We start from the raw sequence: 16999 nt of genomic DNA, 5'->3' as shown, positions 1-16999 counted from the left end.
CTCAGCGAACGGTTATCCAGCTGCCATTATCGTAGCGCTCGATACCCTGATCAGTCATTCGGTGCAGACTGACCCACTGGTTATCCACCAGAGCCGCCACATCCCGCTGGCGATGCAAAACCGATTCGATTCGATCTGCCGGTGCATCAATCAGGACCGTAAGACGAACCGGTTCATGACGCCAATGGGTGCCGTCGTGCACGGACTGCAACGGCAACCCGATTCTCAAATGCGTTCCATTGCCTTCAACCACACCAACATTGCCCCCGACCACTGAATGCAGCAGTTTGTTGCCGGAACCGTACACGTCCGGAACGGTGACCGACGCGAAGTACTGGAGGTTGATCCAGTTAGCGACCACCATGGGTGCCGCCAGAAGAGACTCGAGAAGACCGCCATCGGCGTCCAGGGCCGGGTCGTAGTCATGCAGGAAAACCCGGCCTGACAGATCGCATCCCCGGGTCTTGCTCCGTTTGGCAAAAATGATTGCCGCGTTGTTGGCCAACCCCCATTCCGGGCGCACCTCAGACCAGTCCCGGGTGCGGGTTTCCATGGCCTGCTCAAGGTTACCATCGTCCAGTCCGTTCAGTTTCAACGGTGTAGCCCGCTCCTTGCGCACGCGAACGCCGGCTTCTTCAAACCGGGCCTCAAGCTCCGCCAGCCTCTGCAGATGGGACTCCGGCACCAGATGACGATCGGCGATCGTCACCTTATCCGTTGTTGTGCAATGTTCGGCAGCCACCGCCCAGGTGAAGTCGGGGATCCTGATACCCTCGCCTGCCAGCCCTGCCCGAATCTGGGGGTCGTTCACCAGGCGCGCCGCAAGCCGCGCATTCACGCCACCGCTCTGACCACCGCAGGCGCCACAGTCGAGACCGGCCTGATTCGGGTTGTTGTCGGTATGGCTTCCGTGGCCAACCAGCACCAGCAAGGGCGCAAAGCCCTTGGTCAGAGACATGCCACGGAGCATGTTGGCCACCAGCGCGACCTTCTGCACATCCGACAGAGGATCCCCGCCAAGGTTGTGCACCAACCGGCCGTCAACGGCCTTTTCTGCTTTCGCTTTGTGGCCTTTTTTCAACGAATCTTTAACCAGCTTCCAGGCCCACGCCAGGCCGGTCGTTTCAACCAGCGTGAAGGTCGAGAGGCTGGTGTATTTTGCTTTCCTTACCGATTCCCGGGCGATCTCTCTCTGATCCAGGGATCGATTCTCTGCAAGGTCCTCGCGCAGGCTGCCCCTAGTATCGATCAACCGGTAGGAAGCGGTCAAAAGCCCCGGCAAACGCCGGGCCGGAGCGAATGGTCCGTGCGGCTGGTGGTCTATTGGCATCCCGAAGAACCCGGCAAAGCCGAGCGTCTGAACCGCTGGATAGACGTCCTCAAGGTGACGGCGCATCACTTCAGACCGGACATCAATACAGAACACGGCCTGGGCATCCGGAATTTCCCGTTCCTCACCGGACACTGGCTGCCGTTCAGCAGCGGCGGCGAGCGTGCTCCACAGAGAGCGCTGATAGCCAATTTCCAAGGCACGCTGCCAGACCCAGAGCCTGGTGCGATTATCGTGATCACCGTTGCGACGCGCCCGCGCCCGCTGCCTCTGCCACTCGGCTTTTTGGCCGGTCGTTGCAAAGGCAACCCCGGCGGATTCCCAAACCAGCATAATAGCCAGAATTTCTGCGCAACGATCCGATGAGCGCCCCTCCAGGTCGGCACGCCAGTCCTCACCCCGGCACCAGGACGCCCAGCCGTTCACTTTCAGCAACAGGCTGTGGCACAGCGCCTCCAGCTCTTCCCCGAAAACGCGAATCCGCGTCACGGCGTCCAGAATGGCCTCGTCCATGTTGTCAGGCACAGCTTTGAAGAAGGCCCTGGCGCCTTTCAGACCAGTAGTGAAATCCAGGGAAAGATCCATTCGGACCGACTCCAGCCAGAACCGAAACAGGCCCGCTTCCTCGTAATCGGCCATGGCTGACCAGCGGCCCTGTCGGTGATCGAAGAAGGCGCCACAAACCCGAGACACCTGATCACACGCTGCTTCAACCAAACCACTTTCGTCGTCGCCGTTTGTCCTCTTGTGGATATCGAGAATGGAACTGCTCAGGGGTGCCGACCTCGAACCTTGACGTCCCAGCCAATCCAGGTACCAGTCGGCGCCTCGGTGGTCGCCACGTTCCGCAATGCTCGCCCGCAGGTCTTCCTCATGGATTCGACCACCCTGCCAGGCTTCCCGGTAGTAGTCTTTCGGCATCAGAATACTGAAGCCTCCACGCTCGCTGAGTATCTGATCCACTCGCGGAGTGGGAAGGTGCCGCAGTCCCCAAAACGGATTGACCGCAATCCACTGGTCCAGCGGCCAGACCGGAGCGACCATCTCGCAGGCCTGCCGGAACGGTTTACGCCAGTCGCCGCTCAACGCCTGCAGTTCGGCTTCAGGCAGGTTCATGTCGCTCATGATCTCTCCTCAAGTCTGAACGGATGGTGGGGAACCCGGCGGAACATGGCAGGCACCTTCAACGCTTCCGCCGCGAGGGAGCGTGTCAGGCGATCGAAAGGCAGCTCCAGATAGAGGCCTTGCCGGAAATGCGCACTGAGGGCCCTTGTCGCCCGAAAATGGGCGCCGAAAACGATCAGGAAGGAGCATACAGCCAGCAGAGAAACCAGTACGGCCCCGGTAAACACTGCAACCCCGGGGGCGGCAAATCCTTCCTGCACCGGAACGGCCGGGCCAATGAGAAGATGCAACAGCGCGTACAACGGAACCAGAAGTACTGCCAGGGCTGCAAGTCTGAGCTTCACCCTGGCTGTCGCACCCGCTGGAATGCCCATGGCCGCCGCAGCCACCGCCAGCACCAACAAGGCACCAAAGACCGCATTGTTTTCCACAATCCCGGGAAACTGAACAAGGATGGCCGCTGCCAGCAAGCCAGTAGACCCGGCCCAGAGGAGCCGGCTGGCCGACGGCGATTCCGGAAACCGCGTTGCCGCCGATACGGCCACGGTGCGACCGGAAGCCAGGAAAGAATGCGCCTTGTACAGCGAATGGGCGAGCAGATGCAGCAGCGCCAGGGTATAGGCCCCCATGCCAATTTCAAACAGCATGAAGCCCATCTGCGCGCAGGTAGACCACGCCAGGGAATGCTTCACCGAGTACTGGGTCATCATGGTCAGTACCGCGACAACGGCAGTCAGCCCGCCGATCACGAGCAGGATCATGTGCCCGGCCGTAAAGCCGTCGAATACCGGGAACAGCCGCAGCCAGAGGAAACCGCCCAGATTGATCACGCCGGCGTGGAGAAGTGCTGAGACGGGTGTCGGAGCTTCCATCACGCGGATAAGCCAGCCATGGAAGGGAATCTGGGCGCACTTGAGAACGGCCGCCAAAGCCAGAGCCACCGAAGCAACCGTTAGCGCGGTTGATCCGCCACTTCGGGCGGCTTCGCTCTGTACCATTTCCGGGAGATAGAAGGTGCCGTACTGAAAATAGAGAGCCACCACGCCGGAGACCACCAGCGCATCCGCCACCCGGCTGACAATGAACTTCTGAACGGCCGCCATGCGGGCCTGGGGACGGTCCGGATAGAGAGTCAGCAAATGATGCAGGGCCAGACTCACGCCAATCCAGGCGCCCGCAAGGATCAGAAGGTGGTTGGTAAACACCAGCACCAGAACAGAGGCGACGGTCACCAGAAACCAGGGCAGAAACCGGTCCCGCCCCGGATCCTGGCTGAGGTAATTGTCCGCAAATCGCAGGATAACCCACCCGATAAAGGCCACCATGGTAGACATCCAGACAGCTATTCCGTCCGGATACAGACCGAATTGCCCGCCGAGGGTCACCAGGGTGTTGCTGTCACCGCCAATGCGCGACTGAATCAGGAGTAGCATCCCCACCAGAATTGACGAAGCCATGGAGGCTAGCAGCAACCATCTGGCCATCCGCCAACAGTGGTTAACCTTCAGTGGATTTTTCAGCCAACCACTCAACCCGGCCAACAGGAAAAGGCCCACTGGCAGGAGCAGCCATATCGCGAGGATCGATAGCAATGAAAATTCGGCAACTGGATTCATACTTGCAAACCTCCTGATTGCCTGTACTTTGCCGCCATTCGTCACATATAAAAAATGGTTTATACTTATCAGATCATTCGTTTTTAGAGAACGAACATCCATGAAACTGAATTACCATCATCTCTACTATTTCTGGAAGGTTGCCCGCACCGGCCACCTGACCCGCGCCGCCGAGTCGCTGCATATTTCCCAATCCGCGCTGTCTGGTCAGATCCGTAAACTGGAAGAAAGCCTGGGGCACGACCTTTTCATCCGGGAAGGACGACGTCTGAAGCTGTCTGAAGCCGGGCGAATGGCGTTTTCCTATGCCGAGGAGATCTTCCGCCAGGGAGAGGAGCTAACGGCATTGTTTGCCTCCGGCGCTCAGCCGAACCGCGAGATACTCCGCATCGGAGCCGTTGCTACCCTCTCCCGAAACTTCCAGGAGGGATTCCTGCAGCCGCTTTTGAATCGGGAAGATCTGGAACTGAGTCTGCAAAGCAGTCACATGGATGAGTTACTGAGAAGGCTCTCGGCGCACAGGCTGGACCTGATCCTTGCCAACCAGGCGGTACAGGGCGACGAACAGAATCCCTGGCGCTGCCGGCTGATTGCCAAACAACCCGTGAGCATTATCGGGCCCCGGGGAGCGGAGGTTCAGGGCGATTTCACGGACGTACTGCGCGGACGAACCCTGATCGTTCCGGGGCCGGACAACAACATACGCCATGCCTTCGACCAGTTGTGCGAGTACCACAGGCTGCGCCCGAACATCGCCGCCGAAGTAGACGACATGGCCATGATGCGACTCCTGACCCGAGATACCGGCCACTTTGCGATCATGCCACCGGTCGTAGTACGGGATGAAATGAAAAGCGGAGCCTTGGCGGACTATGGCGCCCTCCCCGGCGTTTTCGAGGAATTCTATGCCATCAGCATCCGACGCCAGTTCGAGACGCCGGCGCTTCGGGAGTTGCTGACCCAAACCAGGGACAATTTCCTGACCCGGACGCCGATTGGTTTTTCTGACTAGTCCGTGTGGCGAAAAATGTCATCCATCCGGGCTGCTTACATCCGTATACTGAAGCCGAAACACCACAATAATAACGCCGGACACCAGACCATGACCCAATCCAGCCGCCAGAAGCGCCCGTCCATTCTGATCATAGGTACCGGGTTCGGTGGCCTGGGCATGGCCATAAAACTGAAGCTGGCAGGCTTCCGGAACCTCACCCTGCTTGAGAAGGCCGACCGGGTTGGTGGCACCTGGCGCGACAACACTTACCCCGGTGCCGCCTGCGATGTGCAGTCACACTTTTATTCCTATTCGTTTGAACCCAAGCACGACTGGTCCAGAAAGTTCGGGTTGCAGCGGGAAATACTCGGCTACATGGAGCACTGCGTCGAGAAATACCGGCTCGGCGATCACATCCGGTTCCAGGCGGAAGTGCAAGAGGCCAGCTTTGACGAACACTCGAACCAGTGGACTGCCACCCTGGCAAACGGCGAGCAGCTTACTGCCGATGTGCTGATCACCGCTACCGGGCAACTGAATCAGCCTGCCTGGCCAAAGCTCGCCGGCCTGGATCGATTCCAGGGCAAGATGTTCCACTCGGCCCGCTGGGATCACGACTATGACCTGACCGGTAAACGGGTGGCCGTGATTGGCACCGGTGCCAGCGCTATCCAGTTTGTTCCGGAGATTGCGCCGAAGGTCAAACAGCTGGACCTGTTCCAGCGCTCCGCAGCCTGGGTACTCCCAAAGCCGGATCGCCCCTTCAGGCGCTGGGAGCAGACTCTGTTCCAGAAGCTGCCGCTGTGGGATCGTTTCTATCGTTACCTGATCTACTGGAAAAACGAGAGCCGCGCTCTGGCATTCACCAGATTCAGTGGCCTGCTGGAGTATTACGCAAATCAGGCAAAACGAGAGGCCAGAAAGCGGGTGACAGATCCCGCCAAACTGAAAAAAATCATTCCGGACTACAAGATCGGATGTAAACGAATTCTCATTTCCAATGACTGGTACCCGGCCAGCAACCGGCCCAACGTGCACCTGATTACCGACCCGATCGAGCGCATTGACGAGACTGGCGTACTCACCGCGGACGGCCACCACCACCCTGCCGATGCCATTATCTGCGGCACCGGGTTTCGGGCCTCAGAGTTTCTCTCGCCTATCCGGATAAGCGGCCGGGGCGGCAAGACCCTGAACGCGGCTTGGCAGAACGGCGCCGCCGCCTTCAAAGGCATCACCGTCAGCGGCTTCCCGAACATGTTCATGCTGTATGGGCCGAACACCAACCTGGCCCACAACTCGATCCTGTACATGCTGGAATCCCAGTTTCGATACGTTCTGGACTGCCTCGAAGCGCTGGAAAAATACCCGCATTCCGCCATGGACGTACGCCAGGATCGCCAGGACCGCTTCACCCATGTGGTGCAACAGGGCCTGGAAGATACGGTCTGGAGTTCTGGCTGTACATCGTGGTACCTGGATGCCAATGGCCGTAACACCGTCAACTGGCCAGGGTTCACCTTCACCTACCGGTTTGCTACCCGCCACGTGGACACCGCCGATTACCAGTTTCTGTACCCCGCGCAAACCACGGATTAAATTCCCGGTTTGAACTTGCGCTTGAAGCTTTACCTAATTCATAGGATGATTGGGTTATCGGTTTGAAGGATGATAGACACCATGTTGGAACGTATCCGCAAAGGCTCTCTGGTAGAAACCGCCATCGAGAGCCTCAGAAACGCTATTGAGAAGGGCGACTGGGCCGTGGGAGATCGCCTGCCCGTGGAATCGGAGCTGTCCGACTCCCTTGGAGTCAGCCGCAATACCGTTCGCGAAGCGGTTCGGGTTCTGGTTCACGTGGGGATGCTGGAAACCCGCCAGGGCGATGGCACCTACGTGCGCGCCACCCGTGATGCCGGGGAAACTCTACGGAGGATTGCCCGCACCCAGCTGGCGGATCAGCTGGAAGTAAGGATCATGCTGGAAACAGAGGCCGCCAAACTGGCCGCAACCCGGCGAACAGACCAGGATCTGCGCCAGATGACCTCCGCGCTGGATGCACGTGCGAAAGCCGGGCAAAACCTGCAGGCCCGTATCCGGCACGATGAAGCCTTCCACCATGCCCTGGTAGCCGCGTCCCACAACTCGGCCCTGGTGGAGCTGTATGATTATTTCTCCCACGCCGTCAGCCAGACCATCGAGCAAACCGAAACCGACACCAACTTACCGGAGCCCTCGCAAGAAGACCACGAACTGCTGCTCGCCGCCGTCAGACGACAGGATGAGAGCCAAGCCGAGGCCCTGGCCAGGGAGCTCTTAAAACCCAGCCTTCAGGCACTCAAACGTCAGGAGTCCTGATTCATGAAGTTCCGGATCGACACTTTTACCCTTTTACTGCTCGGCGCCATCGTACTGGCCACGTTCCTGCCCGCTACCGGCCAGGCCGGGGATGCATTGGCAACTGCCGGAACGGTCGCTGTTGCCCTGCTCTTCTTCTTTCATGGTGCGGCACTGTCCCGGGAGCAGATCATCGCCGGTGCCACCCACTGGCGACTGCACATACTGATCACGTCCCTTACTTTCATCTTCTTTCCGCTGGCGGTGCTGCCGATCAACGGGCTCAGCAACATAGTGCCCTCCTGGATGCCGAAAGATCTTGGCCTCGGCTTCCTCTACCTGGGGGTTCTGCCTTCTGCCGTTTCATCATCCATCGCCTATACCGCAATGGCTCGAGGCAACGTTCCAGCGGCCATCTGCAGCGCAGCCGCTTCCAATGTCTTTGGCATGATGCTGACACCGTTCCTGCTGTTGCTGCTGGTGAGCACATCCGGCGGTGGGGACTTCTCCATAGCGGAGGCCCTGAAAGACATTATCCTGCAACTGCTGCTGCCCTTTGCAGTTGGTCACGCACTCAGGCCGTGGCTCGGCGGATTCCTTGGCAGAAATGAAACCCTCATGTCCCGTTACGACCAGTGCGTGATCTGGCTGATCGTTTACTCCGCCTTCTCACACTCGGTAGAAAGCGGGTTGTGGGAGAACCTGCCGCTGCAGGCCATTCTGTTCGCTATAGGGCTGTGCCTGGGATTACTGCTTCTGTTTATGGTGTTTGCGAAGTTTCTGGTGCGGCGATTCGGTTTTAGCCTGGAAGATGAGGCGGCAGTGGTGTTCTGCGGCTCGAAAAAGAGCCTGGCGTCCGGCCTGCCCATGGCCAAGGTTCTGTTCTCCGGCCACCCTGGCTTCGGCATGATCGTGTTACCGATCATGTGCTACAACCAGATACAGGTGATTGTCGGCGCCATCCTGGCCCAGAAGTACCGTGAGAAGATCGAGAGGGCGAACGCAGATACGGCTGGCTGATCGGGGCGGCGGAGTTAACCGCCCCCTCCCATGCCGCCAAACAGAGTAGCGAGAATCACCAGGCCGACAATCCAGCCAATCACTGCCGGCCAGAAATTCACCATCTGGGGCGGCTGCTCACCCTGATCTTCCGCCATCCCCGGTTCCGGGTAGTTGCGCTCGTCCGCTAACTCCGGTGCCTCTTCAACGCTGAACCAGCCAAACCACTCTCCAAGGAACTGGGCAACCGGTGCCGGGAAAGACCCGTTTTCAGCCATCGGCCGCACCTGGGGTTCCAGCTGCCGGCCAATTTCACGTCGCAATGGCGGCTGATCGGCAGGCGGCTCACAGAGAATGGCTTTCCAGATGCCCGCATCTCTGCTTCTGGAAGAGTCATTGAGCAGCGCCTTGATCTGTATAACCACCTCACGAACCACCTGCCCGTCGTTGGCATCCAGGGGGCGTTCGGTCGCCTCGTCCGGCACCTCGGTGGACTGCGCGGGCGGAACCGGGTCGGCGGCCCGCGTCACCGGCGCCGGAGCATCACCCACCGCTTCCCGGAAGGCCTGTTCCAAGCTTTTCGCCTCGTCTTCAGAGGCAAATTTGAGCTGTTGCTCATACGCATCCTGGATTTTCCGGCGGTCGCCGGTTGGCTCAATTCCAAGGATCTCCCAACAATTCATACAGCTGCAACTCCCGGGCCGAGATTCATTACATTTCAGAGAGACAAAACGCCTGTAGTCCCTTACGATAGGACCCAACAACAAAAACCGCTTTCTCTTTTTTCTCGGCAGATTATAGAACGTCAACCATGCATCAATCGACCAAAATGGCAGAGATGGTGAACCGCCGCGCTTTTTCAACCTGCGTCGGCATCAGTCTCGCCCTTTCCGCCCTGCTACCAGCCACAGCCCTCGCTCAGACTGAAACCCCCGAGTTCATACCCGGATTACTTGCCCTGGAAGGCGAGCAAAGCGACATCCCTGAAGTGCTGACCACGACACGACTGCGCCAGTCTAAACTCCGGGTACCAGGGACCACCACAATCATCACAGGCGATATGATTCGTGATCTCGGCATCATGAACCTGGTAGAGGCATTCCGGCTCGTTCCGGGTATGGTGGTGGGTCACTGGGGCAGCACGAATCCGGTGGCAACCTACCACGGCACCTCCCAATACGAGCAGCGCCGACTGCAGGTTCAGATTGACGGGCGAACCGCTTACCGGATCAGCCTGGCCGACGTAGACTGGCTCGGAATGCCGGTGGCACTGGAAAATATCGAGCGCATTGAAGTAAGCCGGGGGCCGAATTCTGCCGCCTATGGCATCAATGCGTTTCTTGGCAGCATCAATATCATTACCCGTTCACCTCAGGATACGGCCGGCGTGGAAGCCTACACCTCGGTTGGGTCTCGCGGGCACCTTCGTACGTTTACCTCCGTGGGCGATACCGATGCCGACAAAAGTTGGCGGCTGTCGTACGAAAAGCGCAAATCCAACGGCTTTGACAATCAGATTGATGGCGGCCAGGAAATCCCTTTCCACGACGGCCATGACATCAACAACTTCAATTTCGACAGCGTGTTCCGGATTGACCGGCAACACTCGATTGATGTCCGGGCAGGCGTTCTCGACGGCGTGAATGAAGAGGATCTCGAGAAGTCCGGCAAACTGGGAGCCACCACCAATCCGGACATCATCATGGACGACTACTACCTGCATGTCCGGTTCGACGGAGCGACTTCGCCCGACCATTTTTACCATATTCAGGCAAGCTACCAGAACCAGAGGCAACGGCAGCGGTGGTCGGTGTCAGCGCCTGCGGCAGACATCAACGCCCTTCTGCCAACCGGGTTTCCGCCATTTCCCGAAGACCAGGGCCCCTTTATCGCTGACCTGAACGAAGACCTCGAAGAAACCCGGCAGGAAATCGAATTCCAGGACACACTCATTTTCAGCAACCAGTTCAAGCTGGTCTCCGGGTTGGGCTACCGCAAGGACTCGTTCAATTCTGAAACCTACTTCAACGGCAAAGGGAACAACTACCAATCACGCGTATTCGCCAACGCCGAGTACTCACCCTTCCGGTGGCTGACCTTCAACGCAGGCGGCAACTGGGAACAGACCACGACCACCGATGAAGACTATTTCTCGCCCCGAGCCGCAGCGAACTTCATTCTGAACAACAACCACGCCCTTCGGTTCGTGTTTTCCAAGGCGGTCCGCACACCGGACGCCTTCGAGCAGAACCCGGACTGGGGCTATACACCGACCAACGTGCAGCCCCCGTTTGAAGCATTGGACGGCCAGAGAATCGAAGTCGAAAGCCTCCTGGACCCGAGCACATCGACGTACGGCCAGGAACTGGAAGAGGAGTGGATCACCTCCCGGGAGATCAGCTACTTTGGCCAGTTCCATCTCGAGAAGGCCCTTTTCTCAGTGGAGGTGCGCTACTTCAATGACGATTTCCGGGACATGATCAGCGGTGTCATTAACGAAGAAGAGTGGTATATCGCCAACAACGTCGATCTGGAGCAGGAAGGCGTTGAGCTGGAAACGTCACTGGAATTCTCCGGTACCAAGCTTCGTGCCACCTACGCCTATCTTGAACAGGAAGGCCAGTACACCGGCGACCCGGCTGCGCTGCCGGTGGACAAGCAGGAACGCGCTGTCGATCTACTGGCCCGTCTCTCGGCCCGGGATTCGGGCAGCTTCGCGTGGATACAGGATCTGCCGATGGGCTTCATGACTTCGGCGGCGATGTACTGGACCAATGAAGTACGGGATACTCGATTTGAGCGGGCGGATTTTCGTTTGGCCCGCCGGGTAGACAAAACCGATTACAGTTATATGCTGGCACTGACGATCCAGCATTACCTGAACCCCAAGCCATGGATCAGCCCGGACAACCGGATTGAGGATCACAACCAGTTTTTTGTTGAGGCTGGTATTCGTTTCTGAAGCTAACAAGGACAGCGCGAGCCCTGGACGGTATGGAGCGGAGTACAGACACGATACATCGAGAGCAGTCGGGATGCAGAACGACGGGTCTTTTTCCCAGGGCCCTTGCTGCTCTGCTTCTGGCCGTATTTTCGATGTTCACCCACGCCCAGGAATCACCGGCCCGCACGGTCTACTTTGCCGGCTCCGGAAACGCCCCGCTTGATCAACACCTGGTGCAACTCCTGAGGGACAAGCTGGAGCCGGCACTCTCCCTGACCGAGGTTGCCGAGGACCAACTTGCCACGCTTGGCGACGGCCCGATAATCACCGTCGGGCCCGCTGCTTTTTCCCGCGCCCGCCAGGCAAACCGTTCCGCCCACATTCTGGCAATGCTGGTCGAGAAATCCTTTATTTCAGGGTTCGCGGAACGCAACCCCGGCCAGATTACGGGCGTTCTGTACGACGTCCCCCTCATTCGCCAGGCGCTTACGGGAAAGGCGATCCTGCCACAGGCCACCAAGGTAGCCCTGCTGGCGACCGCAGACTCGGTTGAACTTTACGAACCTCTGATTGATGAGCTGCCAAGCTATGGCATGTCGGCACGGATATTTCTTGTCGACAGTAACGACAAGCTGATTCCCACCCTCGTCCGGGCGCTGGGTTACGGTGATTTTCTGCTAGCCGCCCCGGACAGTGCCATCTACAACCCCAGAACCATCAAACATATTCTGTTAACCGCCTATCGCCGTAATCAGATTGTCATCGGACCGACTCAGGCTTATGTGAAAGCGGGATCCCTGGCATCCAGTTACGCGCCGTTCCCTGAAATGGTCGAGCTGGCCAATGAGTTTCTGGAAACGTTTTACGAATCCGGAAAATTTCCGGCTCCCGCCTATCCGGAAGAGTTCCGGGTCGAGGTGAACACTCAGGTCGCACGCTCCCTGAACATCCCCTTACCCAGCCGTGAGGATATTGCCACACGGGTGGATCGACAACTGACCGTCAATGGGGAGGCGTCTGATGAGTAACAGCCACCGGCAACAACGCCCCCTGTCCCGCAAACTCCTGCTCCTGGGCGCGTTACCGGCCGTTGTCATGTTCATCGTGCTCATGGTGTTCTTCACGTCCGTGCGGCTGGAAGATGCCCGTCGGGATGTATCAGACAGCAGCCAGATGCTTGCCGACAGCCTGGCACCCGCGCTGGAGTACGCGGTGGTTTCCGGGAACACCCAGGCTCTGGATCAGATACTCTCCCAGTCACTGCGCCGCAGCAAAGCAGACTGGATCCGGGTTTCGGATGTTATGGGAGACCAGATCGGCTTTGTTTCCCACCAATCGGTCGATCCTGCTGATATGCCCCAGCGCTACCAGATTTTCGAGGCCGACATTCTCCAGCAACCCCTGGAGTTTGGCTCTGAGCGTACTGCGGAATGGTTTGAACCGGACTATGGCTTTGGCTCGGGCTCTCTTCGCGTTGGTACTGTTCAGGTCGGCGTGGGTCACGATGTTCTTGCCAACAGACGACAGGATATCCTCTGGACGTCCATTGCCGTCGGCGTGGCACTGCTGCTCTTTACCATACTGATCATCAACCATTTCCTCGGAACTATTCTTGCACCCATCCGGGATCTTGCCGGACGAATCGGAAAACTGACGGCCGGTGACTATCAGGAACGCCCTCTGAATACCCACCAGAGTTCCCGGGAGATTGTCGCCATTGAAGATCAGCTGAACGAACTTGCCCGCCATCTGGCGAGCCTGAAGACAGCGCGGGACCAGACACTGGCCGCTTCGGAAGGGGCACGGGAAAAGGCTGAAATGGCGAACCAGGCCAAATCCGAGTTCCTGGCCACCATGAGCCACGAGCTGCGTACACCCTTGAACGGGGTTCTCGGGATGGTGGATCTGATTCAGGAAGAGCCGTTAACCCATCGCCAACGGGAATACCTCACTACCGCACGCCAATCCACCGAGGATCTGCTCACCGTCATCGGGGACATCCTGGATTACTCAAAAATAGACAGTGGCACCCTGAAGCTTGAAAACCAGGAGTTTGACCTTCGCGAGCTGATTTCCAACTGTACCGCCACCTACCGGCACCTGGCTGAACAGCAAGGCCTCGCTCTCAACCTCAAATTCTTTGGCGATTGGCCTGAGAACCCGGTGGTCATAGGCGACCCGGCACGTCTTCGTCAAATCCTTGCGGGGCTTGCCGATAACGCCATCAAGTTTACCGGTGATGGTTTCATCAACATCCAGGCCGGATGTTTCGCCCTGGAAGACAACTGCATTATTCTGAATTGCTCGGTAAGTGATTCCGGTTCCGGGATCCCGGTTGATCGCCTGCGGGATATTTTTAATTCCTTTGAGCAGTTGGATGGCAGTAATAGCAGACGCTACGGCGGCACGGGCCTGGGACTGTCCCTGGTACAACGCCTGGTGGAACTCATGGGCGGCCATATCCAGGTGGAAACCGATCTGGGGAAAGGCTCCTCGTTCCGCTTTGAGCTCCCCTTTGAGCTGGCCAGCCCGACCAGTCAGCCAGAGCCTGCCGGACCGCCTCCCAGGGAAACCATCAGTGGCACTAGTCATGCCCTGGTGGTGGAAGACAACCCTGTGAACCAGCGTGTAGCCACCGCTATGCTCAAACGACTGGGATTTCAGACGGATTCTGCCAACAACGGCAAGGAAGCACTTGAGAAGGTGACGACCAATCACACCGGCTACGACATTATTCTGATGGATTGCCAGATGCCGGTGATGGATGGATACGAAGCCACCCGTTATATCCGGGAATGGGAACAAAGCAACGGGCAGAGCGGCACCCCGATTATTGCATTAACAGCCGATGTACTGCCCGGAACCGAGAAGAGCTGCCTGGACTGCGGCATGAACGATTATCTTGCCAAGCCTGTTCGGAAGGAAATGCTGCGCGAGGTGCTCAGCCGCTGGATTCAGCTATAGGAAAGCGCCAGCGCCCTCACCCGGGCGCCAGCCCCTGGTTCAGGCTACTGGTTCCCTCATGGTGACAAACTCTTCCGCAGACGTCGGATGAATGCCCAGGGTGGAATCAAACTGGGCCTTGGTGGCACCAGCCTTGATCGCAACGGCCAGTCCCTGGGTGATCTCACCCGCATCCGGGCCCACCATATGGGCACCCAACACTTTGTCAGTCTCGTCGTCTACGACCAGCTTCATCAGGCTACGCTCATCGCGACCACTGAGGGTATATTTCATCGGGCGGAACTCGGAACGGTAAATCCGCAGCCGATGCCCCGCGTCACGGGCCTCTTCCTCGGTCAGCCCAACCGTACCGATGTTGGGCTGGCAGAACACGGCGGTGGGAATCGCGGAATAGTCCATCTCGCCTTTGCCGTCGCCAAACAGCCGCCTGGAGAGCACCATGCCCTGTGCCAGGGCGACTGGCGTAAGCTGCGGCGTCCCGATCACATCACCCAACGCGGTAATTGAAGGAACAGCGGTCTGGAAGTGGTCATCCACCACAACATGGCCTGAAGCGCTGAGCTGAACGCCAAGATCCGTCAGGCCCAGCCCGTCCACAAGCGCCCGGCGCCCGGTCGCCGCCATCACCAGCCCGGTCTCCAGGGTTTCACCATTGTTCAGTTGCACCCGGTAATGGGCATTGTCGGCCTCAACGGATTCGATGGTTACACCAAACCGCAGGTTCACGCCCTTCTTGCGCATTTCCTGTTCAGTGAACCGGCGGATGTCACCATCAAACCCACGCAGGAACAGATCTCCACGATAGAGCAACGTGGTATCAACGCCCAGTCCGGCCAGGATGCCGGCAAACTCCACAGCGATGTAGCCACCGCCCCACACCACAGCCTGCTTGGGCAGTTGCGGCAGGTAGAACATCTCATTGGATGTGAGAATGCATTCCTTGCCAGGTACGTCTGGAATAACCGGCCAGCTACCGGTGGCAATGGTAATGTGCCTGGCGCGGTAGGAGGTGTCGCCAACTACCACCGTGTTGGCGTCTGACAGTGAGGCCGTCCCTTCGATGATGGTCACACCGGCGTTTTCCAGCAACCGGCCATAGATACCGTTCAGGCGTTCAATCTCGGCATTCTTGTTGGCCACCAGTTTCGGCCAGTCGAAACTGACATCATCGAGAGGCACCTGCCAGCCATAACCGGCGGCGTCTTCCAGCTCATCGTGAACATGGGCCCCGTACACAAACAGCTTCTTTGGCACACAGCCCACGTTCACGCAGGTTCCGCCAAGGTACCGGGATTCAACCACGGCGACCCTTGCGCCCCTCTGGGCGGACATACGGGCGAGACGAACACCGCCGGAGCCGGCCCCGATAACAATCAGATCAAAATCCTGCTGGTCAGACACAGCTTCTCCCGTTAGACGTTAATTAGATCAGGTTTGGCCAGGCGCGGCCGTTTTGCTTTCCGGGTGCACTTCCCGGAACAGCACATGATCCTCGAAATCACCGAGCTTTATCTTGCCAAGACTCCGGAAACCCTCGGACTCGTAAAAAGGCAGATAGCGATTGTTGCCGGTATCGAGCACCAGGCCACTGCCACGGGGATTCTCGGCACAGAGCTTTTCAACGGTTTTCAGCAACAACCGGCCATAGCCGCGATTCTGGTACTTGGGGTTAACCCCCATCATTGGCAACTGGTGCGCCAGCGGTTGCGGCAGCATGTCACGAATTTTCTCGTGGTAGTCCAGATACCGGCGTGTGGAGGCAAAGCCGGTGGTCAACACCATACGAATCCGCCAGCTTATCTGGTCAGCCAGGTTCATCCGTAGTTCCGGGTCCCCGATGAACGCCACCGCTACCAGCGTATCGTCAACCATCACACCGATCGCTTCCTGATCAAGCTCAAAATACAGGTCTATCAGCTCCCTGATGGTGGCTCTCACACGCTGATCATAGCCGGGGCGTCGGTGATCGAACAGATACTGGAACGTTGGTTCGTTCCGGTAGGCGTGAAACAGAATGGATCTGGCTTCATTGCGCGCCGTTTCGTCGAGACGAACAATGGCTGGCTCGGATTTGTTCTTGTTGTCGGTGCCGCTACTCATCGCTTCCCTCTCCTGCGTCAGTTCCGGACAAAAGGCCCGGAATCTGGTTTTCACAATCAGATGGCCAGTGTTAAACGAACGGATACCCGCCCCGGTTCACTTGCCCTGTCCATGGCGGCCTGGTCAATGACGACACCATGGCTACTGTTCAATCGTTCCAGCCACCCAGCCACCTCTGCAAAGGGCGCGTTCTCAAGCCAGACGCGGATGGCATCCTCTCCGCTGGGTTCAAACCGCTGCAGCGACAACCCCGCCTCACCGGCAGAACGGGTCACCAGGGCCATCAGGGCACGGCCATCCGCAGGCTTATCTGCCGTAGCCGTGGCACTGTCGCCGCCGACGTTCCCCAGGCGTTGAATTGTCTGTTCGTTGGCCTGCATCCAGGCCAGCAATTCACCGGCGTTGTCTCGCGCAGCAACAGATTGCTCATAAAAGCCCGCCGCCGGACGCCATACGGCAAAATACAAAATACCCAGAAACACTGCGATGGCCAATACCACCAGCGCCTGCTGGTCGCGCCGCGGCAACTGGTCGTATTGGGCGATCACTTTGCCGACAGCCGGCTGATCCTTGATTTGGGAAAGCATACC

General features: G+C 58.3%; 13 protein-coding genes. 7 read left to right on the top strand and 6 right to left on the bottom strand.

All coding sequences use genetic code 11. From position 1 onward, the window contains the following. Window position 1: 1 nt before the first annotated feature. Together QZ534_RS13235 and QZ534_RS13230 are read right to left on the bottom strand one after the other, a co-directional pair. Window positions 2-2455 carry a YbcC family protein gene (locus QZ534_RS13235; protein ID WP_296934992.1) on the bottom strand — a complete coding sequence of 818 codons (2454 nt, stop codon included), beginning with the start codon at window positions 2453-2455 and terminating at the stop codon, window positions 2-4. After that, window positions 2452-4071 (bottom strand): NADH-quinone oxidoreductase subunit L, encoded by a 1620-nt coding sequence (locus QZ534_RS13230; RefSeq protein ID WP_296934991.1) that lies wholly within the window; start codon window positions 4069-4071, stop codon window positions 2452-2454. Before QZ534_RS13230 ends, QZ534_RS13235 begins: the two co-directional genes overlap by 4 nt. A gap of 100 nt (window positions 4072-4171) precedes the next feature. Here QZ534_RS13230 and QZ534_RS13225 point away from each other — a divergent pair, with 100 nt between their 5' ends. The 4 genes from QZ534_RS13225 (at window position 4172) to QZ534_RS13210 (ending at window position 8422) form a co-directional block, all read left to right on the top strand. Then, complete coding sequence (locus tag QZ534_RS13225) at window positions 4172-5083, top strand: LysR family transcriptional regulator (RefSeq protein ID WP_296934990.1); 912 nt, start codon at window positions 4172-4174, stop codon at window positions 5081-5083. Window positions 5084-5173: 90 nt separating this feature from the next. Beyond that, window positions 5174-6664, top strand: a complete 1491-nt coding sequence (locus QZ534_RS13220; RefSeq protein ID WP_296934989.1) for an NAD(P)/FAD-dependent oxidoreductase — start codon at window positions 5174-5176, stop codon at window positions 6662-6664. Window positions 6665-6745: 81 nt separating this feature from the next. Beyond that, window positions 6746-7423 carry a FadR/GntR family transcriptional regulator gene (locus tag QZ534_RS13215; RefSeq protein WP_296934988.1) on the top strand — a complete coding sequence of 226 codons (678 nt, stop codon included), beginning with the start codon at window positions 6746-6748 and terminating at the stop codon, window positions 7421-7423. A gap of 3 nt (window positions 7424-7426) precedes the next feature. Next, complete coding sequence (locus QZ534_RS13210; protein ID WP_296934987.1) at window positions 7427-8422, top strand: bile acid:sodium symporter family protein; 996 nt, start codon at window positions 7427-7429, stop codon at window positions 8420-8422. A gap of 14 nt (window positions 8423-8436) precedes the next feature. On the opposite strand, the gene QZ534_RS13205 is transcribed toward QZ534_RS13210, so the two are convergent. Continuing rightward, window positions 8437-9084, bottom strand: coding sequence for a J domain-containing protein (locus tag QZ534_RS13205; RefSeq protein ID WP_296934986.1), 648 nt, complete (start codon window positions 9082-9084; stop codon window positions 8437-8439). 128 nt (window positions 9085-9212) lie between these two features. Between QZ534_RS13205 and QZ534_RS13200 the strand changes: the two genes are divergently transcribed. The 3 genes from QZ534_RS13200 to QZ534_RS13190 all read left to right on the top strand — a co-directional run bounded on the left by QZ534_RS13200 (window position 9213) and on the right by QZ534_RS13190 (window position 14309). Continuing rightward, on the top strand, window positions 9213-11363 hold the full coding sequence (locus QZ534_RS13200; protein WP_296934985.1) for a TonB-dependent siderophore receptor: 2151 nt from the start codon (window positions 9213-9215) through the stop codon (window positions 11361-11363). Window positions 11364-11497: 134 nt separating this feature from the next. Then, window positions 11498-12373 carry an ABC transporter substrate-binding protein gene (locus QZ534_RS13195; RefSeq protein ID WP_296934984.1) on the top strand — a complete coding sequence of 292 codons (876 nt, stop codon included), beginning with the start codon at window positions 11498-11500 and terminating at the stop codon, window positions 12371-12373. Next, window positions 12366-14309 carry an ATP-binding protein gene (locus tag QZ534_RS13190; RefSeq protein ID WP_296934983.1) on the top strand — a complete coding sequence of 648 codons (1944 nt, stop codon included), beginning with the start codon at window positions 12366-12368 and terminating at the stop codon, window positions 14307-14309. The genes QZ534_RS13195 and QZ534_RS13190 overlap by 8 nt, the downstream gene beginning before the upstream one ends. Window positions 14310-14348: 39 nt before the next feature. On the opposite strand, the gene gorA is transcribed toward QZ534_RS13190, so the two are convergent. The 3 genes from gorA to QZ534_RS13175 are packed head-to-tail and all read right to left on the bottom strand — an operon-like array spanning window position 14349 to window position 16996. Then, window positions 14349-15710 (bottom strand): glutathione-disulfide reductase, encoded by a 1362-nt coding sequence (gene gorA, locus QZ534_RS13185; RefSeq protein WP_296934982.1) that lies wholly within the window; start codon window positions 15708-15710, stop codon window positions 14349-14351. A 27-nt stretch (window positions 15711-15737) separates the two neighbouring features. After that, window positions 15738-16409 carry a GNAT family N-acetyltransferase gene (locus tag QZ534_RS13180; RefSeq protein ID WP_296934981.1) on the bottom strand — a complete coding sequence of 224 codons (672 nt, stop codon included), beginning with the start codon at window positions 16407-16409 and terminating at the stop codon, window positions 15738-15740. A 56-nt stretch (window positions 16410-16465) separates the two neighbouring features. Beyond that, window positions 16466-16996, bottom strand: coding sequence for a type II secretion system protein M (locus QZ534_RS13175; RefSeq protein WP_296934980.1), 531 nt, complete (start codon window positions 16994-16996; stop codon window positions 16466-16468). Between the last annotated feature and the right edge of the window lie 3 nt (window positions 16997-16999).

This window comes from uncultured Marinobacter sp. (assembly GCF_913055835.1).
GTDB lineage: Bacteria > Pseudomonadota > Gammaproteobacteria > Pseudomonadales > Oleiphilaceae > Marinobacter.
This window is presented reverse-complemented; position numbering and strand designations above follow the sequence as displayed.